At 69.9% G+C, this 24,255-nt stretch carries 19 protein-coding genes and 1 pseudogene; 5 read left to right on the top strand and 15 right to left on the bottom strand.

What is annotated here, in order from left to right; translation table 11 throughout:
- Positions 1 to 132: 132 nt before the first annotated feature.
- Entirely contained in the window at positions 133 to 1,497 is a 1,365-nt protein-coding gene (locus FSV73_RS13820; RefSeq protein WP_145008436.1) for a hemolysin family protein, read from the top strand.
- 12 nt (positions 1,498 to 1,509) lie between these two features.
- On the opposite strand, the gene FSV73_RS13815 is transcribed toward FSV73_RS13820, so the two are convergent.
- Both FSV73_RS13815 and FSV73_RS13810 read right to left on the bottom strand, forming a co-directional pair.
- A complete protein-coding gene (locus FSV73_RS13815; protein WP_145008435.1) occupies positions 1,510 to 3,411 on the bottom strand; it encodes a sensor domain-containing diguanylate cyclase in 1,902 nt (633 codons plus the stop codon).
- A 187-nt stretch (positions 3,412 to 3,598) separates the two neighbouring features.
- Positions 3,599 to 4,513 carry a M23 family metallopeptidase gene (locus FSV73_RS13810; RefSeq protein WP_145008434.1) on the bottom strand — a complete coding sequence of 305 codons (915 nt, stop codon included), beginning with the start codon at positions 4,511 to 4,513 and terminating at the stop codon, positions 3,599 to 3,601.
- Between the two features lie 348 nt (positions 4,514 to 4,861).
- Between FSV73_RS13810 and FSV73_RS13805 the strand changes: the two genes are divergently transcribed.
- Positions 4,862 to 5,662: an AraC family transcriptional regulator gene (locus tag FSV73_RS13805; RefSeq protein WP_145008433.1), complete on the top strand. Its 801-nt coding sequence runs from the start codon at positions 4,862 to 4,864 to the stop codon at positions 5,660 to 5,662.
- 203 nt (positions 5,663 to 5,865) lie between these two features.
- Here the strand turns inward: FSV73_RS13805 and FSV73_RS13800 are convergent, their stop codons facing one another.
- From FSV73_RS13800 to FSV73_RS13770, 7 genes are all read right to left on the bottom strand, one after another.
- Positions 5,866 to 6,765 (bottom strand): peptidoglycan DD-metalloendopeptidase family protein, encoded by a 900-nt coding sequence (locus FSV73_RS13800; protein WP_145008432.1) that lies wholly within the window; start codon positions 6,763 to 6,765, stop codon positions 5,866 to 5,868.
- A 75-nt stretch (positions 6,766 to 6,840) separates the two neighbouring features.
- Positions 6,841 to 7,770: a response regulator gene (locus FSV73_RS13795; protein WP_145008431.1), complete on the bottom strand. Its 930-nt coding sequence runs from the start codon at positions 7,768 to 7,770 to the stop codon at positions 6,841 to 6,843.
- Positions 7,771 to 7,842: 72 nt separating this feature from the next.
- Positions 7,843 to 8,568, bottom strand: coding sequence for a phosphate signaling complex protein PhoU (gene phoU / locus FSV73_RS13790; RefSeq protein WP_145008430.1), 726 nt, complete (start codon positions 8,566 to 8,568; stop codon positions 7,843 to 7,845).
- A gap of 58 nt (positions 8,569 to 8,626) precedes the next feature.
- On the bottom strand, positions 8,627 to 9,454 hold the full coding sequence (pstB, locus tag FSV73_RS13785; protein ID WP_145008429.1) for a phosphate ABC transporter ATP-binding protein PstB: 828 nt from the start codon (positions 9,452 to 9,454) through the stop codon (positions 8,627 to 8,629).
- Positions 9,455 to 9,476: 22 nt separating this feature from the next.
- Positions 9,477 to 11,189 (bottom strand): phosphate ABC transporter permease PstA, encoded by a 1,713-nt coding sequence (pstA, locus tag FSV73_RS13780; protein ID WP_145008428.1) that lies wholly within the window; start codon positions 11,187 to 11,189, stop codon positions 9,477 to 9,479.
- On the bottom strand, positions 11,176 to 13,461 hold the full coding sequence (locus FSV73_RS13775) for an ABC transporter permease subunit (RefSeq protein WP_186309235.1): 2,286 nt from the start codon (positions 13,459 to 13,461) through the stop codon (positions 11,176 to 11,178). The genes pstA and FSV73_RS13775 overlap by 14 nt, the downstream gene beginning before the upstream one ends.
- 94 nt (positions 13,462 to 13,555) lie before the next feature.
- Positions 13,556 to 14,527 (bottom strand): phosphate ABC transporter substrate-binding protein PstS family protein, encoded by a 972-nt coding sequence (locus tag FSV73_RS13770; RefSeq protein WP_145008427.1) that lies wholly within the window; start codon positions 14,525 to 14,527, stop codon positions 13,556 to 13,558.
- A 265-nt stretch (positions 14,528 to 14,792) separates the two neighbouring features.
- Here FSV73_RS13770 and FSV73_RS13765 point away from each other — a divergent pair, with 265 nt between their 5' ends.
- The 3 genes from FSV73_RS13765 to FSV73_RS13755 all read left to right on the top strand — a co-directional run bounded on the left by FSV73_RS13765 (position 14,793) and on the right by FSV73_RS13755 (position 18,258).
- A complete protein-coding gene (locus FSV73_RS13765; protein ID WP_145008426.1) occupies positions 14,793 to 16,088 on the top strand; it encodes an MFS transporter in 1,296 nt (431 codons plus the stop codon).
- 11 nt (positions 16,089 to 16,099) lie between these two features.
- Complete coding sequence (locus FSV73_RS13760; protein ID WP_145008425.1) at positions 16,100 to 17,281, top strand: M20 aminoacylase family protein; 1,182 nt, start codon at positions 16,100 to 16,102, stop codon at positions 17,279 to 17,281.
- 110 nt (positions 17,282 to 17,391) lie between these two features.
- Positions 17,392 to 18,258, top strand: coding sequence for a hypothetical protein (locus tag FSV73_RS13755; protein ID WP_145008424.1), 867 nt, complete (start codon positions 17,392 to 17,394; stop codon positions 18,256 to 18,258).
- A gap of 20 nt (positions 18,259 to 18,278) precedes the next feature.
- On the opposite strand, the gene FSV73_RS13750 is transcribed toward FSV73_RS13755, so the two are convergent.
- The 6 genes and pseudogenes from FSV73_RS13750 to FSV73_RS13725 form a co-directional block, all read right to left on the bottom strand.
- A complete protein-coding gene (locus tag FSV73_RS13750) occupies positions 18,279 to 19,949 on the bottom strand; it encodes a glycosyltransferase family 39 protein (RefSeq protein ID WP_260856083.1) in 1,671 nt (556 codons plus the stop codon).
- A gap of 11 nt (positions 19,950 to 19,960) precedes the next feature.
- Entirely contained in the window at positions 19,961 to 21,358 is a 1,398-nt protein-coding gene (locus FSV73_RS13745; protein ID WP_145008422.1) for a UDP-glucose dehydrogenase family protein, read from the bottom strand.
- A complete protein-coding gene (gene arnF / locus FSV73_RS13740; protein WP_145008421.1) occupies positions 21,355 to 21,756 on the bottom strand; it encodes a 4-amino-4-deoxy-L-arabinose-phosphoundecaprenol flippase subunit ArnF in 402 nt (133 codons plus the stop codon). The genes FSV73_RS13745 and arnF overlap by 4 nt, the downstream gene beginning before the upstream one ends.
- A complete protein-coding gene (locus FSV73_RS13735; protein ID WP_145008420.1) occupies positions 21,753 to 22,094 on the bottom strand; it encodes an EamA family transporter in 342 nt (113 codons plus the stop codon). The genes arnF and FSV73_RS13735 overlap by 4 nt, the downstream gene beginning before the upstream one ends.
- A complete protein-coding gene (arnT, locus tag FSV73_RS13730; RefSeq protein ID WP_260856082.1) occupies positions 22,091 to 23,734 on the bottom strand; it encodes a lipid IV(A) 4-amino-4-deoxy-L-arabinosyltransferase in 1,644 nt (547 codons plus the stop codon). The genes FSV73_RS13735 and arnT overlap by 4 nt, the downstream gene beginning before the upstream one ends.
- A pseudogene (locus FSV73_RS13725) lies at positions 23,731 to 24,255 on the bottom strand (4-deoxy-4-formamido-L-arabinose-phosphoundecaprenol deformylase); the annotation flags it as partial. The gene arnT and the pseudogene FSV73_RS13725, both read right to left, overlap by 4 nt.

The raw sequence follows: 24,255 nt of genomic DNA, 5'->3' as shown, positions 1-24,255 counted from the left end.
CCGCGGCGGCCCGGCCCAGAGCGCCCGACGGACCGCAGGTCCGACGACCTGCCCCGCTGGCGGACGCAACATCTTGCAACTGCCCTGCCCCGCCCCCATGCTTAGGCGACCTTTTTCCAGTTCCCGGCCCTAATGGACCCTTCCACCAGTTTTTCCTCGACGTTGATCGCCGATCTCGGCCTCGTGTTCTTCGCTTTCTTCCTCGTGCTGCTCAACGGCTTCTTCGTCGCCGCCGAGTTCGCCATGGTCAAGCTGCGCGCCACCCGCGTGGAGGCCATCGCCAAGAAGCACGGCTGGCGCGGGCGCATCCTCAAGAAGGTGCACCACCAACTCGACGCCTACCTGTCCGCCTGCCAGCTCGGCATCACCCTCGCCTCCCTGGGCCTGGGCTGGGTCGGTGAGCCAGCCTTCGCCGAACTGCTCGAACCCCTGCTCACCGCCGTCGGCGTCAGCAGCCCCGAGGTGATCCACGGCATCGCCTTCTTCACCGCCTTCTTCATCATCTCCTACCTGCACATCGTGGTCGGCGAGCTGGCGCCCAAGTCCTGGGCCATCCGCAAGCCCGACCTACTGTCGCTGTGGACGGCGGTGCCGCTGTACCTCTTCTACTGGCTGATGTACCCGGCCATCTGGCTGCTCAACGCCAGCGCCAACGGCATCCTGCGCATCGCCGGCCAGGGCGAGCCGGGCGCCCACCACGAGCACCACTACAGCCGCGACGAACTCAAGCTGATCCTGCACTCCAACCGCGCCACCGATCCGGACAGCCGGGTACTGGCCTCGGCGGTGGAGCTGGGCGAACTGGAGGTGGTGGACTGGGCCAATTCCCGCGAAGACCTCATCTACCTGGACAGCAAGGCCAGCCTGGACGAGATCCTCACCCAGATCCGCCGCTCCAAGTACAGCCGCTACCCGGTCTACGACGAAGACAGCGAGACCTTCACCGGCGTGCTGCACATCAAGGACCTGCTCCTGGCGATCGCCGGCCTGGACAGCGAAGCCGCCTCCTTCGACCTCGACGATCTGGTGCATCCGCTGGAGCGGGTGACCAAGCACATGCCGCTGTCCGAGCTGCTGGAGCAGTTCCGCCGTGGCGGCGCGCACTTCGTGCTGGTGGAGGAAGCCGACCACAAGGTGATCGGCTTCCTGACCATGGAGGACGTGCTCGAGGTGCTGGTGGGCGACATCCAGGACGAACACCGCAAGACCGAGCGCGGCGTGGTCGCCTACCAGCCGGGCAAGCTGCTGGTGCGCGGCGACACCCCGCTGTTCAAGGTCGAGCGACTGCTGGGCATCGACCTGGACCATGTCGAGGCGGAAACCCTCGCCGGCCTGATCTACGACAGCCTGAAGCGCGTGCCCGAAGAGGAGACGGTGCTGGAGGCCGAGGGCCTGCGCATCATCGTCAAGAAGATGAAGGGCCCGAAGATCGTGCTGGCCAAGGTCATCAAGCTGGACCCCAGGGACGCCCGCCGGCGCCAGCCGGAAGAGCGCTGACCGGGCGCGGCCTCAGCCGCGGCCGCTCCACAGCCCTGGCAGGCCATCGCTCAGGCAGACCCGGTTGCGCCCGGCGCGCTTGGCCGCGTAGAGCGCCCGGTCGGCGTCCTCCAGCAGGCCCAGGCCATGCTCGAGGTTGCTCGGCACGGCCACCGCCACGCCGATGCTGACGGTCGGCCGCAGCAGCCCCTGTTCGCTCTGCAACTCCAGCTCGACTACCTCGAGGCGGATCCGCTCCGCCAGCGCCTGGGCCGCCAGCAGGTCGCTGCCCGGCAGGGCGATGACGAACTCCTCGCCGCCATAGCGCGCCGCCACCTCCCCCGCCCGCTGGGCATGCCGCCGCAGCAACTCGGCCACGCACCTCAGGCACTCGTCGCCCAGGGTATGGCCATGGGTGTCGTTGACTGTCTTGAAGTGATCGACGTCCACCAGCAGCACCGCCAGCGGCACCTCCGCCCGGGTGGCGCGGCGGATCTCCTGCTGGAAAACGCGCTCGAAGTGCCGGCGATTGCTGAGGCCGGTCAGGGGATCGGTCTGGCTCTGGTGCAGCAGCTCGCGGTTCAGGCGCTCCAGGGCGGCCTTGGCCTGCTGCAGCTCGACGGTGCGCAGCGCCACCCGCAGTTCCAGCTCGACGAAGGAGGCTTCCCGCTCCCGCGCCAGGGCGGTGGAGGCTTCCAGGGCCTGGCGCTGCGCCGCGATCCGTTCGCGTCGCTGTCGGCTGAGGCCTTCGGTGAGGCCGAAGGAAAGCATCAGGAAGCCCAGGGCGAAACCGAGCATCTGGCCGTGGAAGGCCGGGGTCCGCGGGGACAGCCAGCCGATGATCGCCAGCAACTGCACCAGGCTGCCCAGCAGCAGCAGGCCCCAGGCCACGCTGAACCACCGGGCCATGCGGCTGCCGCGCAGCGCCAAATGGGTGGTGGTACCCAGCAGGATCAGGCAACTCAGGGCCATCATGCCGAGCAGCCCCTGGAAGCTGAGCAACTGCGGCCAGGCCAGGGCGATGACCAGGTTCAGGCTCCAGTAGCCGATCAACAGGCGATTGCCGAGGTCGATCCAGGGCTCGCTGCGGCAGAGGCTCATCAGGTAACGGACGAACAGCCCCGCGCTGAGGAAGCACAGCGCGACGAAGGCCAGGTGGGCGCGCAGGGCGAAGGCCGGACTGTCCGGCCAGAGCAGCCAGCCCCCATAGCCGGTGGTCACCGCCTGGTAGCCGATGACGCTCAGCAGATAGAGGGCATACCAGCCGAAGCCCGCGCGCCGGCCGAAGCTCCACAGGCTCAGGGTCAGCAGCAGGATGGTGAACAGGCAGCCGAAGAAGCCGCCGATCAGCCAGGCATCCCGCTGTGCCTGGACCAGGTAGGTGGCGGGCGTCATCAGCCGCAGGGGCAGCACGAAGCTCTCGCGGGAATCCAGCCGCAGGTAGACCTCCTCCACCGCTCCGGCGGCGGGTGCCAGGGCGAACATCAGCTGGCGCCCGGGCAGTGCCCGCTGTGCCACCGGCAGTGCCAGGCCGCTCTGCTGCAGGGCCCCCCAGGTGCCGTCGGCGCTGCGCGTGCGCAGGTCGAGGCGGTCCAGCACCGGCCAGCGGGGAATCAGCCACCAGGCCTGGTCGCCGCGACCCTGGATGCGAAAACGCAGCCAGAGCCCCTGGCGTCCATCGTGGAGCAGCGTTTCCAGGACGCCGGGGGTGTGCCACCCCTGCTCCGTATCGCTGGGCCGGGCCGCGGCCTCGGCGAAGCTCAGGCTGGCTGGCGCCTTGAGGATTTCCAGGACTGGCCGCGGATCGTAGAGGTGCGCCGGATCCTCGAGCCGCAGCGCCTGCGCCCGGCAGTCGAGGGCGACCAGCAGCACTACCAGCAGGCAGAACAGCCGGTTACGCCCACAGGCGCGCAAGGCGGCTAAGAGTCCATTCATGGGACGGCATCCACGGCCTGGAGAGAGGGTAAGCAGCTGAGGAACCAGCGGGCTAGACGAGAAGACAGGTGATAGCATAACGCCACCCGCCCCACCCCTGGCAATGGCTTTCTGACCGAGCAGATGCGTGCGGTCGCCGGCCGGACAGGCGGCGACACCAAGGGGGGAAAAGCGCTCAGCTCAGGACTCAGCGGTCGCGCAGCGCCATGTTGGGCAGTGCCGCCAGCGGGCGGGCGAAGCGGAAGGGAATGGACACCATTTCGCCCCCCTCGTGGGCCTGCACCACGAAGTGCAGGTGCGGTCCGGTACTGCGCCCGGTATTGCCCGATTCTGCCAGCGGGGTACCGACCTCAACGCGCTCGCCGGGGCGCACCTTGACCGAGCCGCGGCGCAGGTGCAGGTAGGCGCTCTGGCTGCCGTCCTCGTGGGCGATGCGCACGAAGTTGCCGGAAGGATTGGGACCATGGCCGAACTGGCCGTTTTCCACATCGACCACGGTACCGGCCCGCGCGGCGCTGATCGGGGTGCCCTCGGGCATGGCGATGTCCACCGCATAGCGGCCCTTGGGCGTGTTGTGGCTGAAATCACCGCCCGCGCCCTGGGTCACGTAGTACATCCCCTGGCGCCAAGGCCAGGCATAGCCGTAGCCGATACCGCCGCTGGCACCGTCCGCCACGCTGTCGGCCAACGGCGGCAGGGGGCCAGCCGGCAACTGCGGGCTGTAGCTGAACGCCTGGTCGAAGTGCATGGGGAAGCCCTGCTGGCGCTTGCGGATCACCGCCAGCTGCACGGTGGAGCGTGGCGCCACCATTTGGCGGATCGGCCGGTCGGCACCGGCCACGTTCACGGTACGCTGCAGGCGCAGCTCGACCCGCACGGGCACGTCGAAATCGTTGCGTACCTCGAAGACCCGGCCTTCGCTGGCATTACGCACCTTGAGCTTGACCTGCCCCTTGCGGGCCGGGCTCTGGGCGGAGGTCTTGGTCAGGGTCGCAGCCTCGGCCGCAGGCAGGGCGAGAGGCACGGCCAGGGCGAGGGTCAGGGTCAGGGTCAGGGTCAGGCAGGAGATCAGGGCGGTCAGGGCGGTCAGGCGTCGGTCCATGGCATAGGGCCACCATGATGGGCAAGGACCGAAACTAGCAAAGCCACACGCGGGGAGCGATGCCCAAACCGCGGCTTTGTGAAGCCGCTGGCAAAGCGTCGTGCGAATAAAAAGGCGTGGTACTCAAATCCCTGTACCACGCTGCCACCGATCGGACGGTAGTTCAAATTCAAGCCTGACGGTTCAGGCGGGTCAGCCAAGCGGCAGGTGTTCTGTGCGACACTCGCGCAAGAGGCAGGTGTTCGGCGCTTAGAAGGATCACTCCTGGGCGCGCCCGATGCTCCGGCCATAGTGCTGCAGGTTAGGCGCTAGCACCTTGACCCTGCCCAACCGAAACGGACAGCCGTTATGCAGGAACAGACAATAGACCCGTCGCGGAGCGTGGTCGCGGATGCGCCCGTCCCGCCCGCCGGGCCGCTGGTGTCCCAGCTCGACACCTTCGCCCACGGCCAGGTGTGGCCGCCGCATGTGCATGACCAGGCGCACCTGATGTACACGGTCAACGGCGTGCTGGAGGTCACCACCCAGGAAGGCGTCTGGTACGTGCCGCCCAAGCAGGCGATCTGGATTCCGCCGCGCATCGAGCACCAGGCGCGGGCCAACGGCGAGGCCACCCTGCAGGTGGTGATCATCGACTTGCCGAGCGACCTGCCCTGTCCCCAGGCGGCCACCAGCATGGTGCTCATCTCGCCGCTGCTGCGCGAGTTGCTGCGCTGTCTGCGGCGCGGCGGCGCCTCCTACGGCGCGGCTGAGCTGGGCGGCCACGTGCGGGCGCTGATGCTGGCGGAACTGGTGTTTCTCGAAGAGACCGCCCTGCACCTGCCGGCGCTGGCCGACCGCCGCCTGCGCGCCATCCAGACCAGCTTGCACGCCGATCCGGCCGACGACACGGCGCTGGCGACCTGGGCGCAGCAGCTGCACCTCTGCTCGCGCAGCCTGGCCCGGCTGTTTCTCAAGGAGACCGGCACCAGCTTTTCCACCTGGCGCCAGCACACCCGGCTGATGCTAGCCCTGCCGCGGCTGGCCGCCGGCGAACCGGTCACCCGGGTGGCCCTGGACCTGGGCTACGCCTCGCCCTCGGCCTTCACCCGGATGTTTCGCCGGGTGCTGGGGGTGTCGCCCAGCGAGTACCTCGACGCCCAGGGCTGAAACAGGCAAGGGTAAGAGCCTGCTCAAAGGCGCGCGAGCTAGAGCCAAACAAGGCCTAAGCGGCCCCACGAAAAGCCCTGAGGAAGCGGATCGGCCTCGCGCTCGACCGGCTCGCGCGCGAGTTTGCAGATGGTAAAGGGGCTGGCCTTCCAGGGGCCTTTCAACGCCGTTTGGCCGACGCGCAGCAGCCTTTGAACAGGCGCTCAAGGTCCGCCGACGGCGAAGTTCGGCAGGCTGTCCACCGCCTGGGCAAAACGGAAGGGAATGGACTCGACGGCCTCGCCAGTGTTGCGCTGGACCACGAAGTGCAGGTGCGGCCCGGTGCTGCGGCCGGTGTTGCCCGAGGACGCCAGGGCCTGGCCGGGGCGTACCCACTGGCCTTCGGCGACCTTGATCGAGCCCCGCTGCAGGTGCAGGTAGACGCTCATGGTGCCGTCGTCGTGGAGGATGCGCACGAAGTTGCCGGAGGGGTGGTTGCCGCGGCCGTCCTGGGCGTTCTCCACCTCCACCACCTGGCCCGCGCGGGAGACCACGATGGGCGTGCCCTCGGGCATGGCGATGTCCACCGCATAGCGGCTCTTCGGGGTGTTGTGGCTGAAGCCACCGCCGGCGCCCTGGCTGACGTTGAAGGGACCACCCAGCCAGGGCAGCGGATAGGCGAAACCGGAGGCGAAGACCGGGGTGGCACTGCCCATCAGGGTGGTGAGCTGGGGGGTATAGCGCTGCGGCCGGCCCGGATCGGGCGCGATCAGGGTCGCCAGGCGCGTCAGGCTGCGGGCCGGCAGCACCTTGCGGATGGGCGCCTCGCCCACGCCGCTGACGTTCTGCAGGGCGGACAGGCGCAGGGTGACGGTCACCGGCAGGAAGCTGTCGTTGCGCACCTCCAGCACCGTGCCGCCGGCGTAGTGGCGCGGCTGCAGCTTGACCCGCTGGTCCAGCCGCTCGATGGGATCGTCGCTGAAGGTCAGCACCTTGGCGCCCTTCTGCGCCTTGTCGGTGTAGGTGACCACGCCGTTGGCATCCACGTACTTGTAGATGGGCGCCGCGCCGGCGGGGCCAGCCAGGGCGAGCGAGAGCAGCAGCAGGTGACGGACGAAGGGCATGGGCAGGGCGTCAGGAATCCGCGGTAAGGCGCAGCGAAGCAGTCTCCGTGCCAGCCCCTGCATGGCCGCCGTTCCTCAGGCGCCCGGCACGTAGTGCCGCTGGGCGGTGCCCTTGGCGATCAGCCGCGACAGGTAGTCGAGCTTGGCCGGGTCACGGTCGATGAAGCGGAAGTTGACCTGCACCCACTCGCTCGCCGGCGTCGCTTCCACTGCGCTGAGCGAATGCAGGTAGCCGTTGAGGCGCGCCACGTCGCTGCCGTCTTCGCCCTGCTCCAGGTCGAGCACGGCCGTTTCCAGGATCTGCGGCAGCGGATCGCCCCGGCGGACCACCAGCAGGGCCTCCTTGATGCTGATGGCCTTGATCAGGCAGGCCATGCTGGCATTGGGCAGGCGCAGCTGGCCCTGGCCGAAGTTGGCGGCAGCGGCCTTGCCGCGGGAGGGGCTGGGCGGTGGTGCCGAGCCGGTCAGCAGGGCGGCGCTGGAAGAGGCCGCCGGGGTCGCGACCGGCGCGGCGGCAGCCGGCTGGACCACGTCGGCGCGGTTGCCGGTCAGGGCGCCCAGGGAATCGTTGGCGAAGCCGGTCGCCGGACGGGGCTGGGCGCCGGCCTGCAGTTCGGCCAGCTTGCCGGTACGCTGCAGCGCCTTCTTCACCTTGGCGGCCAACTGCTCGTTGGAGAACGGCTTGCCCATGTAGTCGGAGACGCCGGCCTGGATCGCCTGGACGACGTTTTCCTTGTCGCCGCGGCTGGTGACCATGATGAAGGGCACGCCCTGGTGGGCCGGCTGGGCGCGGAACCAGGACAGCAGTTCCAGGCCGGTCATGCCGGGCATCTCCCAGTCACAGAGGATGAGGTCGAAGCGCTGCTTGCCGAGCATCGTCTGGGCGCGGCGACCATCGGCCGCCTCGTCCACCACCAGCCCGGGAAACAGGTTGCGCAGGCCTTTCTTGATCAGATCGCGGATGAAGGGCGCGTCGTCCACCACCAGTACGTTCAACTTGCTCATCGGTCACTCCATGCCAAGTCTTGCAGCATAGCAGGCGGCTCCGGGACGCCACCCGGGGAGCGACCGGACGGGTCATTCGCGCGACCGGTTGACCTCTTCGGCCATGCGCTTGAGGCCCATGTGGCGCACGTCGGTGCCCTGCACCAGGTAGATCACCAGTTCGGCGATGTTGCGCGCATGGTCGCCGACCCGCTCCAGGGAACGCAGCACCCAGATGATGCTCAGCACCCGGGAGATGGAGCGCGGGTCTTCCATCATGTAGGTGGCCAGCTCGCGCAGGGCGGACTTGTATTCGCGGTCGATCAGCTTGTCGTACTGGGCCACCGAGAGGGCCAGCTCGGCGTCGAAGCGGGCGAAGGCGTCCAGCGCCTGGTGGACCATCTTGCGCACCTGCTCGCCGATGTGGCGCACCTCGACGTAGCCGCGCGGGGCCTCGCCGTCCTCGGTCAGCTCGATGGCGCGGCGGGCGATCTTGGAGGCTTCGTCGCCGATGCGCTCCAGGTCGATCACCGACTTGGAGATGCTGATGATCAGCCGCAGGTCGGATGCCGCCGGCTGGCGGCGGGCGAGGATGCGCAGGCATTCCTCGTCGATGCCGCGCTCCATGATGTCGATCTGGTCGTCGATGGTGCGCACCTGGCGCGCCAGGCCGGCGTCGGCGTCGATCACCGCGCGCACGGCGTCGCTGACCTGCTTTTCCACCAGGCCGCCCATGGCCAGCAGGTGGCTGCGGACCTCTTCCAGTTCGACGTTGTATTGCTGGGAGATGTGCTGCGTGTGACCGTCTTTGTTGATCATGCTGTCAGTCCTGCCTGAGAGGAGCGAGTCGCCGGGTGGGGCACCGGCCTGCCTGGAACTAGCCGTAGCGGCCGGTGATGTAGTCTTCGGTCTGCCGCTTCGCCGGATTGGTGAAGAGGGTGTCGGTGTCGCCGTGTTCGACCAGCTGGCCCATGTACATGAAGGCGGTGTAGTCGGAGACCCGCGCCGCCTGCTGCATGTTGTGGGTGACGATGACGATGGTGTAGCGCTGTTTCAGCTCGTGGATCAGCTCTTCCACCTTGAGGGTGGAGATGGGGTCCAGCGCCGAGCAGGGTTCGTCGAGCAGCAGCACGTCGGGCTGCACGGCGATGGTGCGGGCGATCACTAGGCGCTGCTGCTGGCCGCCGGAGAGCCCCAGGGCCGATTCGTGCAGGCGATCCTTGACCTCGTCCCACAGCGCCGCGGCCTGCAGCGCCCACTCCACCGCCTCGTCGAGCACCCGCTTCTGCTTGATGCCCTGGATGCGCAGGCCGTAGACGACGTTCTCGTAGATGCTCTTGGGAAAGGGGTTGGGCTTCTGGAACACCATGCCCACCCGCCGGCGCAATTCGGCGATCTCGGTGCCGCGGGCATAGATGTTCTGGCCGTCGAGGAGGATCTCGCCATCGATGCGGCAGTCTTCCACCAGGTCGTTCAGGCGGTTGAAGCAGCGCAGCAGGGTCGACTTGCCACAGCCGCTGGGGCCGATGAAGGCGGTGACCCGCTGGCGCGGGATCTCCAGGGCGATGTCCTGCAGCACCTGCTTCTTGCCGTAGAACAGGTTGAGCCGCGGCACCGACAGCGCCACGCCACCTGCGCTGGCCGCGGAGCTGGCGCTGGCCGCGTAGGCGGCGGCGGTTCTGAAGATGGAGGAATCGGAAGGCATGGGGTCTCCTCGGCCGTGGGCGCTAGTCTTCCAGCAGCCGATACTTTTCGCGCAACCGGTTGCGCAGGAACACGGCGGACAGGTTCAGCCCGGCGATCACCAGCACCAGCAGCAGGGCGGTGGCGTAGACCAGCGGGCGGGCGGCTTCCACGTTGGGGCTCTGGAAGCCGACGTCGTAGAGGTGGAAGCCCAGGTGCATGATCTTCTGTTCGAGGTGCAGATAGGGGTAGTTGCCGTCCAGCGGCAGCGCCGGCGCCAGCTTGACCACCCCCACCAGCATCAGCGGCGCCACCTCGCCGGCGGCGCGGGCCACGGCCAGGATCAAGCCGGTCAGCATCGCCGGGCTGGCCAGCGGCAGCACCACCTTCCAGAGGGTCTCGGCCTGGGTCGCGCCCAGCGCCAGGGAGCCCTCGCGGATGCTGCGGGGAATCCGCGCCAGGCCCTCTTCGGTGGCGACGATCACCACCGGCACGGCGAGGATCGCCAGGGTCAGCGAGGCCCAGAGCAGGCCGGGGGTGCCGAAGGTGGGCGTGGGCAGGCTGGCCTGGAAGAACAGCTGGTCCAGGGAGCCGCCCAGCACATAGACGAAGAAGCCCAGGCCGAAGACGCCATAGACGATGGCCGGCACCCCGGCGAGGTTGTTGACCGCGATGCGGATGACGCGGGTCAGCAGGCCCTGGCGCGCGTATTCACGCAGGTAGATGGCGGCGATGACGCCGAAGGGGGTGACGATCACCGCCATCAGCAGGGTCATCATCACGGTGCCGAAGATCGCCGGGAAGACGCCGCCCTCGGTATTGGCCTCGCGCGGATCGGCGCTGAGGAATTCCCACAGCTTGCTGCCATAGAAGCCCAGCTTGGCGACCAGGCCCATGGCGTTGGGCTGGTAGGCGCGCACCACCCGGGCGAGGTTGAGTTCCAGGGTGCGGCCCTCGGCGTCGCGCACCACCACGCTGTCGCGCCGCTGCTCCTGGCGCAGGCTGGCCAGCTGGTCTTCCAGCTCGCCGTAGCGCCCTTCCAGCTCGGCGCGGCGGGCGGCGAGATCGGCCTGGGCGGCGGCGTCGAGCCGGCCCTCCAGCTGCAGGGAGCGACCCTCCAGGCGCAACCGTTCCAGGGCGTAGTTGACGCCCCCGATGTCGTGTTTCTCCAGCTGCTCCAGCCGCTCGCTCAGCGCCTGGGTACGTTGCAGGCGGCGCTGCAGCTCGGGCAGCGCCGCGGCGCCCCGGGCGACCTGACGCCCCTCTTCGCGCACCTCCACCACATAGCCGTAGAAGTTGCCCCACTCGCGGCGCTCCAGCACCAGGACATCGCGGGGGACGCGACGATCCTGCAGCCAGTCGCTGATCAGCCAGACGAAGTCGCTGCCGTAGAGGTCGCGGTTGCCCAGCTTGAAGAGTTCGCGGCTCAGGCTGTCGCCGGTGCCGGCCGGCAGCGCCACCCCGGCGCCGCGCAGGCGTTCCGCCGGGATCCTTTCCCGTTGCGCCACCTCGCCCAGCACCAGCCGGGCCTCCAGCCCCGGCGGTGCATAGCGTCCCTGCACCACCTCGGCCGGCCAGAAATGCGCCAGGCCGCGGACGGCGATGATGCCGATCAGGCCCAGGGTCATGAGCACGGCGATGGCCACGGCGCCCGCGCTCAGCCAGACGCCGGGGACGCCGGCGCGCAGCCATGACTGCCGGGCGCGCCGTGGCGCGGCGTACTGCCCGGGCGGTGCCCCCCGCTCAGAGCGCCGCATATCTTTTCCTCAGCCGCTGGCGAATCAGTTCGGCCAGGGTGTTCAGCAGGAAGGTGAAGCTGAGCAGCACCAGCGCGGCCAGGAACAGCAGCCGGTAATGGGTGCCGCCCACCTCGGACTCGGGCATCTCCACGGCGATGTTGGCCGCCAGGGTGCGCATGCCCTCGAACAGGTTGGCGTCCATGATCGGCGTGTTGCCGGTGGCCATGAGCACGATCATGGTCTCGCCCACGGCGCGGCCCAGGCCGATCATCAGCGCCGAGAAGATACCCGGGCTGGCGGTGAGCAGCACCACCCGCGTCAGGGTCTGCCAGGGCGTGGCGCCGAGCGCCAGCGAGCCCAGGGTCAGGCTGCGCGGCACGCTGTAGATGGCGTCCTCGGCGATGGAGAAGATGTTGGGGATGACGGCGAAGCCCATGGCGAGGCCAACGATCAGGGCATTGCGCTGGTCGTAGGCGATGCCCAGTTCCTGGCTCAGCCAGAGGCGCAGGTCGCCGGCGAACAGCAGGCTCTCCAGCCAGGGGCTGAGCGCCAGGGCGAAGGCCGTGGCCAGCAACACCACCGGCAGCAGCAGCAGGCTTTCCCAGCCCTCGGGTACCCGCTCGCGCAGGGTCGGCGGCAGGCGCGACCAGCCGTAGCCGGTGCCCAGGATGGCCAGCGGCAGGAGCAGCAACAGGCTGAACAGCCCCGGCAGGTGATTTTCCACGAAGGGCGCGAGGAACAGCCCGGCGAAGAAGCCGAGGATCACCGTGGGCAGGGCCTCCATCAACTCGATCACCGGCTTGACCGTGCGCCTCATGCGCGGCGCCATGAAGTAGGCGGTGTAGATGGCCGCGGCGATGGCCAGGGGCGCGGCGAACAGCATGGCGTAGAAGGCCGCCTTGAGGGTGCCGAAGGTCAGCGGCGCCAGGCTCAGCTTGGGCTCGAAATCGGCGGTCGCCGCGCTGGACTGCCAGACACGCGCCGGCGCCTCGTAGTTCTCGTACCAGACCTTCTCCCACAGGGCCGCCCAGGAGACCTCCGGGTGCGGATTGTCCAGGATGAAGCCGTGCAGCCGACCGTTCTCCTCCAGCAGCAGCCGATCGGCGCGCGGCGACAGCGCCAGCATCCCGGGCCCCGCGGCGATCGACGTGCGCAGCAGGGTGCGTCCGGCAGTGCTGTGGAAGACGCCCAGCTCGCCGGCGGCGTCCAGCGCCAGGAATCCCTTGCGCCGCTGCTCGGGGACCAGTTGCACGATGGGGGCGGCGCCCAGCTGGAAGCTGCGGATGTGCCTCAGCACGGGTTCGCCATCCTGGCCGCGGACCAGGAACCACTGGGCGATCCCGCCCTTGGCGGTACCCACCAGCAGCGACACGCCACCGAGCAGCTGGGCGCTGGCGGTGACCTCGTCGTCGGCCGCCTCGAGCAGCTTGTAGTGGCCGTTGAGGCTGCCGTCGCGCAGGTCGAAGACATCCACCTGGGCGCGCCCATTGAGGGCATAGAGCCAGCGGCCGCGGCCATCGAGGTAGAGCGCCTTGGCCGTGGCGTTGAGCGGACCGAGCACGGTCGCGGTGCGTACCGGGGTGGTTGCGCCCCCGCTCGCCGCGGGCGCCAGGCCGGCGAGGCGCAGGGCCGTCACCCGGTTGCCCTGGGCGCCGGCCAGCACCAGCTGGTCGTCGTCACCGGCGATGGCCACGCGCTCCAGCGCGGCGGGCTCGGCGCCCAGGTCGAGGGGCGCACGCCCATAGGGAAAGTCGAGTTCCGGGGTGATGACCCGGGTGCCCTGGGGATAGCGGGACACGTAGCGCCTGTGCGCCACCAGCACGCGCCCGTCGGACAGGCCCAGGGCGAGCAACCCGCGCGGGGCGTCCTGGGCCTGGCTGGTGATGGTCACCCCGGGGGGTAGCGGCAGGCGCTCGCGCATCACCGGCTGGCCGTCGGCCAGGGTGAAGAACACCGCCTCGCCGGCCTGGGAGAGGTGCAGGCCGAGGCGATTCTGCTCGTCGATGCCCAGCAGCAGCGGGGCACCGGCCGCGGCCAGCCAGGTGGGCTGGGGCAAGGGCTGCGCCTGGAGGCTGGCGCCCCGCAGCAAGGGCAGCACCACCTGGGCGAGGTAGAAGAAGATCAGGGTGATGGTGGCCAGCACGGCGAGCCCACCGACCAGCACCGCGGACCTTACCAGCCGGTCCTGCAGGGCCCGCCACCGACGCCGCCGGCGTAGCGCGGGCGTGTTGAAGTCCAGCCGAGCGGGGCCGCGAGGATCGGGCGGGAACGGGGGTACCGGGGGTTTCATGGCGCAGAGCCTAATCACGTCGTGTGACAGAAAGGTTACAGCGAATGGGCGGCCGGCGGCGCTACGCCGGCGACGGGCGCAGGCCGGCCGGCGCTCAGTAGCCCAAGGTCTTCAGCGCCTGCTGCACCACGGCGGTCGGCAAGGGAATGTAGCCGTCCTTGATCACCGCTTCCTGGCCGCTGCGCGAGAGGATCAGCCGCAGGAATTCCCCTTCCAGCGGATTGAGCGGCCGGTTGGGGGCCTTGTTCACATAGACGTAGAGGTAGCGCGCCAGGGGATAGCGCCCGGACAGGGTGTTTTCCTGGTTGTCCTCGACGAAGTCGGTGGTGCCCTGGCGGGCCAGGGCCAGGGTATGGACGCTGGCGGTCTGGTAGCCGATGCCGGAGTAGCCGATGCCGCCCAGCGACTGGCTGATGGCCTGGACCACTGAGGCCGAACCCGGCTGCTCGTTGACGTTGGCGCGGAAATCGCCACGGCAGAGCGCCGCCTCCTTGAAGTAGCCGTAGGTGCCCGACACCGAGTTGCGGCCGAATCTCTGGATCGGGCGCCGGGCCCAGTCGCCGGTCAGGCCCAGGTCGCCCCAGGTCTTGAGTTCGTGCGGACCGCCACAGAGCCGGGTGCTGGAGAAGATCGCGTCGACCTGTTCCAGGGTCAGGCGCTGCAACGGATTGTCCTTGTTCACGAAGATCGCCAGGGCGTCGATGGCCACCGGTATGGCGGTGGGCGGGTAGCCGAAGCGCTGCTCGAAGGCCTGTAGCTCGGCATCCTTCATCTTGCGGCTCATGGGCCCGATGCTGGCGGTACCCTCGGTGAGCGCCGGCGGCGCGGTGGACGAGCCGGCCGCCTGGATCTGGATGTTGAGGTTGGGGTAGGCGCGCTTGTAGCTCTCGGCCCAGAGCGTCATCAGGTTGGCCAGGGTGTCGGAGCCCACGCTCGACAGGTTGCCGGAGACCCCGCTCACCGGCTGATACTCGGGGATGGCCGGGTCGACGCCTGCGGCTCGAGCGGGCGTGCCACCCACTGCCAGGACGAGCGCCACCGCGGTCAGCGGGCCTTTGAGATGCATGCCGGATTCCTCGCGGGGATAGAAGACGGGCCTGGCCGGCGACGCTCAGGCGCGAGCTGGCACTCTAGGCGGGCATTGTGACGGATTTATGAAAGACCGCCAGCCATGCCAGCGGCGTCGGCTAGGCTGCAAGGAGGCCCGCCGTGCACCAGCCTGGCGCAGGGAGCGGCCGTACCGGGGTAATGGCCCCTTTGCCCAAGGGGCCGGCCGCGCCGGACCAGCATTTGCATAGCCAAGCATCCATCCGTCCGCAGAGGAACGCACCATGGCCCAGGCCCTCCCGACGTCCGCCACCCCGACCGCCGTGCCGGTCGCCGCGCCCTCGCGCGCCCGGCTGATCGCCGCCGCCAGCCTCGGCAACGGCCTGGAGATGTTCGACTTCACCGTGTTCAGCTTCTTCGCCGCCATCATCGGCCAGCTGTACTTCCCCTCGGATACGCCCTACGGCTCGCTGCTGATGGCGGTCGGGGTGTTCGGCGTCGGCTTCGTCATGCGCCCCCTGGGCAGCATGGTGCTGGGCGCCTATGCCGACCGCCACGGGCGCAAGCAGGCCATGCTGCTGACCATCTCGCTGATGGGCCTGGGCAGCGCCCTGATCGCCCTCACCCCCACCCACGCCCAGATCGGCCTGGCCGCGCCCTTGATCCTGCTGCTCGGCCGCTTGCTGCAGGGCTTCTCGGCGGGTGGCGAGATCGGCGCCGCCACCACCCTGCTGCTGGAAGCGGCCAGCCCCGGCCGCCGTGGCTTCCACGTCAGCTGGCAGGTCATCAGCCAGGGCGGCAGCGCCCTGCTCGGTGCGGCGCTGGGCGCCCTGCTCACCCGCAGCCTGTCCGAGGCCGACCTACACGCCTGGGGCTGGCGCATCCCCTTCCTGGTCGGCCTGCTGATCATCCCGGTCGGTCTCTATATCCGCCGCCAGGTGGACGAGACCTGGAGCGGCAGCGGCGCGGCCGAGGGCGGCCCGGTACGGGCCTTCCTGCGCGAGCACCCGCGGCGCTTCGGCCTGGGCCTGTTGATCGTGATGTCGGCCACCCTGCTGACCTACCTGATGCAGTTCTACATGCCCACCTACATGACCCGCATCGTCGGCCTCCCGGCCACCAGCGCCTACCTCGCCGGGGTCGCCTCCAGCGCGGTGCAGATGGCCGCGGCCCTGGCCGCCGGCCTGCTGCTGGACCGCTGCGGCCGCTACAAGCCGGTCGCCCTGGTCAGCCTGGCGGTGGCCCTGCTGGGCATCTATCCCGCCTTCACCTGGCTGAACGACCCCACCACCCAGGGCCTGGCCTTCGCCGCCCGCTTCGTGGTGATCGCCGCCATGAGCGTCAACATGACCGCCGGGCTGCTGCTGATCCTCGCCGGCCTGCCGCGGCCGGTACGGGCCACCGGTCTCGCCATGACCTACGCCCTGGCGGTGACGCTGTTCGGCGGCACCGCCCAGTTCATCGCCACCTGGCTGATCCAGGCCACCGGCAGTCCGCTCGCCCCGGCCTGGTACCTGATCGCCATGCTGCTGATAGGATGGTTGGCCCTGATGAGTTATCCCGAACGCCACCTGGATTGAGAGAGACCGCCATGAGTTTCCCCACCGCTGCGGATCAAGACGCCACCGCCCGTCATATCGCCGGCTATCTGCCGGACATGGTCGCCCTGCGCCGCGACATCCATCGCCATCCCGAACTGGGTTACCAGGAACAGCGCACCAGCGACCTGGTGGCCGCCGCCCTCGCCGGCTGGGGCTACGAGGTCCATCGCGGCCTGGGCGGCACCGGGGTGGTCGGCACCCTGCGCGCCGGCAGCGGCAGCAAGGTGCTGGGTATCCGCGCCGACATGGACGCCCTGCCGATCCTGGAGACTACCGGCCTCGACTACGCCAGCCAGCATCCCGGGCGCATGCACGCCTGCGGCCACGACGGCCATACCACCACCCTGCTCACCGCCGCTCGCTGCCTGGCCGAGACCCGCGCCTTCGACGGCACCCTGCACCTGATCTTCCAGCCGGCCGAGGAAGGCCTCGGCGGCGCCCTGAAGATGATGCAGGACGGCCTCTTCGAGCTGTTCCCCTGCGACCAGGTGTTCGGCCTGCACAACATGCCCGGCGTGCCCACCGGCCAGTTCTGCTTCGTCGACGGCGCCGCCATGGCCTCCTCCGACACCGCCCTGCTGCGCATCCGTGGCCAGGGTGGCCATGGCGCGGTACCGGACAAGGCGGTCGATCCCATCGTCGCCAGCGCCGCCACGGTGATGGCGTTGCAGACCGTGGTCTCGCGCAACGTGGCGCCGCTGGACACCGCGGTGGTCACCGTCGGCAGCATCCACGGCGGCGAGGCGTCCAACGTCATCCCCGACACGGTGGAGATGAAGCTTACCATCCGCGCCTTCCAGGACAGCACCCGCGACCTGCTCGAGCAGCGCATCGGCGCCCTGGTCCGCGCCCAGGCGGACAGCTTCGGTGCCACTGCCGAGCTGGATTACCAGCGCGGCTATCCGGTGCTGGTCAACCATGAGGGCCCCACCGCCTTCGCCCGCCAGGTGGCCATCGACCACTTCGGCGCCGACGCCCTGCACCCCTTCGCGCCCATCCCGGCCAGCGAGGACTTCGCCTACATGCTGCAGCAGGTACCCGGCTGCTACCTGTTCGTCGGCAATGGCCCGAGCGCCAACCTGCACAACCCGGCCTACGACTTCAACGACGCCCTGCTGCCGGTCGGCGCGCGTTACTGGGTCAAGCTGACCGAGGCCTTCCTCACCGCCTGATGGCGCCGCCTTGCCCCGCGGGCCGCCCGCTCGCGGGCGCGCCGGCGACGGAATCTTCACGCCGCGCCCGTTAGGCTGCGCGGCTGTTTCCTTACTCCAGAGAGGTCGCCATGCGACGTGTTCCGCGCCCGAGCTGGCGCCAGGGCCTGGCGCTGGGCGTCGCCGTGGTCGCGCTCGGCTTCGCCTATCCGGCCTGGCGGCATTTCCACCCGGTCAGCGCCGCCGAGGGCTGGGGCTATCGCGAATTCGCCACGGACATCCCCATGGTCAGCGCCCTGGCCCTGCAGGCCGATGGCAGCCTGTTCGTCACCGAGGAATTCTCCAGCCGCCGCGGCAGCCTGCTGCGGCTGCTACCTACGGGCGAGCGCCAGACGGTGCTGGGGGAGCTGTCCAAGCCGGATGGCCTGGTCATGTTCCAGGGCGGCCTGGTGGTCAGCCAGGAAGGCGGCAGCTTTCCGGTCTTCTGGCTGCGCGACGGCCATGCCGAGCCGCTGTTCGATGGCAACGACGTCGAGGGCGTGGCCACCGATGGCCAGACCCTCTATGCCATCGAGGACCTGCCCCGCGGCCGCCTGCTCAGCTACCAGCCGGAACGCCGGGAGCTGAAGGTGTTGCGCGAAGGGCTGGAGGAAGGCGAAGGGGTGGCGCGCTGCGCCGATGGCCGGCTGTTCTATACCGAAAAGGCCAAGGGCTGGGTCAAGCAGTGGCAGCCGCAAGGTGTGGATACCCTGGTCGCCAGCGGCCTCGACGCCCCCGGCTTCGTGCAGTGCTCGGCCGACGGCCTGTGGATCACCGAGGACGCCACCCACGGCGCCCGCGTCCTGCTGCTGCGACCCGACGGCCGCCTGCTCACGGTGCTCGCGCACCTGCGCTCGGCGCAGACCCTGATCGCCCGGGGTGACGGCCACTACCTGGTCGCCGAACAGGGCCGCCAGCGGATCCTCGAGCTGTACCCACAACCCGGAGCCGACCGCTAACAGGGTCGGCTCCGGAGTCGTCACGGCAGCTGGTACACCAGGCAGGGATTGCCGTTGAGGCGGCGCTCCAGCACCGGTTGCCGATCGGCCAGGGGCGTGCCGGCCAGCAGGCCGCGGTCGTCGCGAGCGAGGATGACCCAGGCACCGGCCGGCAGGTGGGCCAGGTCGGCGACCTGCGGGCGGGCGACGAAGAGCGGCTGCTCGTCGTGGTCCAGGTTCATCATGTAGCGGATCGCCCAGCTGTCCTGGCCGAGGCCGAAGAACACCAGGGGACCCGGCTGCTGCTGGCGCAGACCCTCCACCTGCTGGACGAAGCCACGGGTGTCGTACTGCAGGTCCTGGGCCGGCTCCACCACCGCCATCAGCATCAGCCACTGGGCAGCCAGCGCCAGGGCGCTCAGGGTCAGCAGCCGGCGGCTGCCGGTCAGGCGCCGCCAGCCGACCAGGGCGGCGAGCTGCAGGGCGACGAAGATCGGCACCAGCAGCGCCAGGGAGACGTCCGGCCAGTAGCCGTGGCGCTGCCAGAGGTGCCGGCAGACCAGCAGGGCCACCAGGGCCAGCCCGGGTAGCGCCAGCACCAGCGCCGTGTAGACCGGGGTGATCCGGCGGAACCAGCCTTCCGCGCGCAGCAGCCCGTGGGCGGCGATGGCGGCCAGGAAGGGCACCATGGGCACCACGTAGTAGGCGCGCTTGAAGTGCGGGATCGACAGCCCGACCAGGATCAGCAGGCCGCTGCCGGCCAGGGCCAGCAGCAGGCGACGCTGGGCGGTGTGCGGCCAGGCGAGCAGGCGGCGGCGCTCGGCCACCAGCACCAGCAGGGCCAGCGGCAGCACCGGCAGGTAGCGATACAGCCCCAGCTGCAGATAGAACCAGAACGGCTTGCCGCTCTCGTCCAGGCGGCCGGTGACCTGCATGTGCCAGACCTCGGCGGCGAAATCCGCACCGCCTTGGTGATGCGCCAGCTGCATCAACGACCACCAGCTGAGGGCGAGCAGCGCCAGGCCGGCCAGGCCATAGCCGAGGAGCCGTTGCAGGGCGAAGGCGCGGCGCGCCGGCTCGCCCCAGGCCACCACCAGCCAGTAGAGGCAGACCACGCCGCAGGGTTCGATCAGGCCCAGCGGACCGCGGATGGCGAAGCCCAGGGCGAACAGCGGCAAGACCAGCAGCCGCCGCAGCGGACGAGCGTCGCGATCGGCGCTGTACAGCAGGTAGAAGCAGAGCAGCACCACCAGGGCGACCAACTGGTCCAGGCAGACCGCGCGGGCCTTTTCCAGCCACTGCGGGGTCAGGGCCACCAGCAGCACCGTGAGCAGCGCCCAGGCCCGGCGGGTGTCGGCCAGGATCCGGTAGGTCAGCGCCAGTACCGCGGCCGAGGCCAGGGCGGTGGGCAGCACGTTGGCCAGGTGGTTGGGCGCGCCGATCACCCGCGCCGCCAACCAGCTCAGCCAGGTGGCGGTACCGGGATAGTCCGGGTAAGGCTGGCCATAGGTGGTGGCGAAGAAGCTCGGGCCGTGGCGGAACATCTCATTGAGGAACACCGCCCAGCGGCCGTCGAAGCCCTGGGGCGCCTGGTTCCAGATGCCGAGGGTGAACAGCAGCGTGGCGACCAGGCCGAGCAGCAGGCTTTCCCGGCGCAACCGGTTGGCCGCCGGGACGGCGGCCAGCGGCGCGCTGCGCGGGGTCAGGGGCATGGGCGAGACCATCAGGCGGCATCCACGCGGCGGGGGACCTGCGGACCGCTCAGGGCGGCCCCGCGGCCGATGGCGAAATACTCGAAGCCGCGGCGCTCCATGCGCTCGGGATCGAACAGGTTGCGGCCGTCGAAGATCACCGGCTGGTTGAGCTGGCGGGCGATGAGGTCGAAGTCCGGCGCCTTGAACTGCTGCCACTCGGTGCAGATCACCAGGGCATCGGCGCCGACCAGGGCGGCCTCGGGGGTGCCCATCAGCGCCAGGCGCTCATCGTGGCCATAGAGGCGCTGGGCCTCGGCCATGGCCACCGGATCGAAGGCCCGGACCTTGGCCCCGGCGGCCCAGAGCGCCTCCATCAGCACCCGGCTGGGCGCATCGCGCATGTCGTCGGTGTTGGGCTTGAAGGCCAGGCCCCAGAGAGCGAAGGTGCGACCCTTGAGGTCACCGTCGAAGTAGGTGTGGATGCGCTCGAACAGCTTGGTCTTCTGGCGCACGTTGATGGCTTCCACAGCGCGCAGCAGGTCCAGCTCCACGGCGTTTTCCTCGCCGGTGCGGATCAGCGCCTGCAGGTCCTTGGGGAAGCAGGAGCCGCCGTAGCCGCAACCGGGGTAGATGAAGTGGTGGCCGATGCGCGGATCGGCGCCGATGGCCTGGCGCACCGCCTCGATGTCGGCGCCGACGCGCTCGGCCAGCTCGGCGATCTGGTTGATGAAGCTGATCTTCACCGCCAGCAGGCTGTTGGCGGCGTACTTGGCCAGCTCGGCGCTGCGCAGGTCCATGCACTGGATACGGTCATGGTTGCGATTGAAGGGCGCATAGAGTTCGCGCATCACGTCGCGCGCCACCGGCGAGTCGGTACCCACCACGATGCGATCGGGCTTCTTGCAGTCGGCGATGGCCGCGCCTTCCTTGAGGAATTCCGGGTTGGAGACCACCTCCACGTGCAGGGTCCGGCCCTCTTCCGCCAGCACCTCGTGGATCAGCGCGCGGACGCGGTCGCCGGTGCCCACCGGCACGGTGGACTTGTTCACCACCAGCAGCGGATCGCGCGACACCGGCTGGCCGATCAGCGGCTCGCGCCGCAGGCGGGCGATGCTCTCGGCCACCGCGAAGACGGCGGACAGGTCGGCCGAGCCATCGGCGGCCGGCGGCGTGCCCACGGCGATGAACTGCACGGCGCCATGGGCCACGGCCTCGGCGGCGTCATGGGTGAACACCAGGCGGCCGGCGGCCAGGTTGCTGAGCACCAGTTCTTCCAGGCCCGGCTCGTAGAGGGTCACCTCGCCCCGCTTGAGCTTCTCGATCTTGGCGTGATCGATGTCCATGCACACCACCTGGTGACCGACTTCCGCCAGCACGGCGGCTTGCACCAGGCCCACGTAGCCGATGCCGAAAACGCTGATGTTCATAGGGTATTCCTCAAGGTGGGAGCAGCGGTGGACCGGGGCCCGCCGACGAGGGCGACGCCGGCCACGACCAGCGCGACGCCCAGGGTTTTCCAGGGGGTGAAGGATTCGGCGGCGCCCGGGAGCCAGGCCGCGCCGAGGTGGACGAAGACGTAGGAAAGGCCGAGCGCCGCATAGGCGCGGCCCAGCGGCAGGCGTGCCAGGGCGGCCAGCCAGGCCAGCAGCGACAAGCCGTAGCAAAGGATGCCCAGGGCCAGCAGCAGGCCGGCCGTACTCAGCAGCGACTCGGGCTCGCTCGCCCAGCTGGCCATGGCCGGCAGCCGCACCAGGGCGGCGCGCAGGGAAAGTTGTGCCAGGGTGGTGAGCAGGATGCTCAGGCCGAGTGGGAACAGGCCGTTCATAGCTGGCCCCCCAGCAGCGCCGCGCCGGCGACGATGCACAGGCAACCGCACCAGGCGCGGCCGTCCACCACTTCGCCGAACACCAGCCGGGCCAGCAGGGTCACCGCCAGGGTGTTGAGCGACAGCAGCGGATAGGCGACGCCCACCGGTACCCGCTGCAACACCGCGCACCACACCAGCAGGGCCAGCCCCAGGCAGACCAGGGCGCCCCACAGCCAGGGCGAGCGCAGCCGCGCGGCCAGGGCGTTGCCGGCGGCCACCGCGCGCTTCTGGCCCAGCTGGCCGGCGCTGGTGAGCAGGATGACCAGGGCGATCAGCAGCCCGTCGACGGCGCTCAAGAGGTCAGCCTCGGATAGACCAGCAGCACCAGCCGCTCGCTGGCGATGCTCTCGCCAGGCTCGGGCAGGCTGTCGAGCAGCTGGCGATCGCTGGGACCGTCCACTCGCAGCAGGATGGCGACCGGGCCGGCGTCACGGTGGGCGGCGAGCCAGGCAGCCAGGTCGCGCTCCTCGATCAGGCGACCGCTGGCGGGCTCACGGGCGAAACCGTACTTGAGTTCGCCCGGACCGCCGACCAGCACCACGTCGTCGCGGTGGGTGGCCCAGGCCAGGCTGGCGGCCACGCCGAGGTCGTTGCTGACCAGCAGGCCGGCGCTCTTGAAATGACCGAGCTGGGCCTGGATGAAGGTGCTCGGCAGCTTGTTGTCGACCATGCTGTTGGGCAGGGCGATGGACAGCAGTGGCAGCAGTACCCAGAGTGCCAGGGCCGGTGCCAGCAGGGTGCGGCGCGGCCAGGCCAGGGCGGCCAGCCCGGCCAGCAGCAGGGCCAGGGGTGCCAGCAGGGCCAGGGCGCGGGTCAGGCCTTCGCCGGCCGCATAGAGGCGACCGCCATAGATCAGCAGGGCAGCAACGCCGGCCAGGCCCAGCAGCAGGTTGCACAGGCCGTTCAGGCGTAGGGCACCGGTGGCGCCGCGGCGCTGGGCCTCCAGCAGGGTGCGCGCCAGCAGCGGCACCAGGGCCGCCAGGGTCGGCAGCAGGTAGGTGGGCAGCTTGCCGCGGCTGAGGCTGAAGAACAGCAGCTGGCCGACCACGGCGATGCCGAGGAAGGCGGTCCCGCGGTGACGTCGCTCCTGCCAGGTGCGCCCCAGGGTGCGCGGCAACAGCCCCGCCCAGGGCAGGATGGCCAGCAGCAGCACCGGCCCGTAGAACCAGAACGGCCGCTCGTGCTGGGCGTCCTGGCCGGCGAAGCGCTGGATGTGCTCGTGCCAGAAGAAGAAATTCCAGAAGTCCGGATCGCGATGGGCCACCAGTAGCGCCCAGGGCGCCACCACCAGTACCGCCACCAGCACTGCCAGGGGGCCCCGGCGGAGCAATTCGCCCAGGCGGCCCTGCAGGCTGAAGAAGGGCACGGCCAGCAGCACCGGCAGCACCAGGGCGAGAAAGCCCTTGGTCAGCAGGCCGCAGCCACAGGCCAGCCCCAGCAGCGCCCACTGCACCAGCGCCGCGCCGCGGGTCTCGGCGGCCTGGGCCTGCCAGAGGGCGAGCAGCGCCAGGGCCATCCAGAAGGCGAACTGGGCATCCAGGGTCACGTAGGTGGCCAGGCCGGCCACGGCCACGCAGGATAGATAGAGCACCCCGGCGAGCAGCGCCAGGGGGCGGTCCTGCCAGATCAGCCGGGTCAGGCGGGCCACCAGGGCGGCGGTGGCGAGACTGGCCAGCAGCGGCACCAGGCGCACGCTGAGCAGGGAATCGCCGAACCAGGCCTGGGCGATGGCCTGGGTCCAGTAGCCGCCAATGGGTTTCTCGAAATAGGGCAGGCCGAGGAAGTGCGGCACCACCCAGTCGCCACGGCGCCAGAGTTCCTGGGCGATCTGCGCGTAGCGCGACTCGTCCGGGATCCACAGGCCGCGCCAGCCCAGCGGCAGCACATAGGCCAGCAACGCCAGCGGCAACAGCATCAGCAGGCGGCGCCGCGTCATGCTTGCACGCCCAGCCAACCCTGGCGCCCGGCCAGGCTGCCACGCACCAGATTGCCCGCCGGCAGTTGCCGCGGATCGGTCGGCAGGCGATCGCCGAGGGTCAGGAAGAGCACGCCCTGCTCCTGCGCGGCCTTGAGCAGGTGGCGGAAGTCCTCGGCGAAGGCGATGCCTTCCACCTCGGCGTGCAGGGTGTAGACATTCAGCGCGCCGGGACGGAACAGCTTGAGCAGGTAGTCGTTCCAGTTGGCGGCGGCAAGGTCGGGGCCGACCACCTCGTCGAAGGTCGGCATGTCCACCGGCACCTGGGGGGTGCCATGGCCGCCGTGGCCCAGCCGTGGCCGGAACAGGGCGCTGCCGCGGCAATCGCTGTTGTAGCGGAGGCCGAAGGCCTCCTTGGCCAGCACCACGCGCGGATCGGCGCGCCAGCCGGCGGCGGCGGAGCAGTCGACCTTGGCGCCGAGGATGTCTTCCAGGGCCTGCAGGCCGCGGCCGAATTCCTCGCCCAGGCGCTCCAGGCTCCA

Origin of the sequence: Pseudomonas oryzihabitans, from assembly GCF_007665395.1 — a bacterium.
GTDB lineage: Bacteria > Pseudomonadota > Gammaproteobacteria > Pseudomonadales > Pseudomonadaceae > Chryseomonas > Chryseomonas psychrotolerans_C.
The sequence above is the reverse complement of the archived record's forward strand: the minus strand, read 5'-3'. Positions and strand labels throughout refer to the sequence as shown.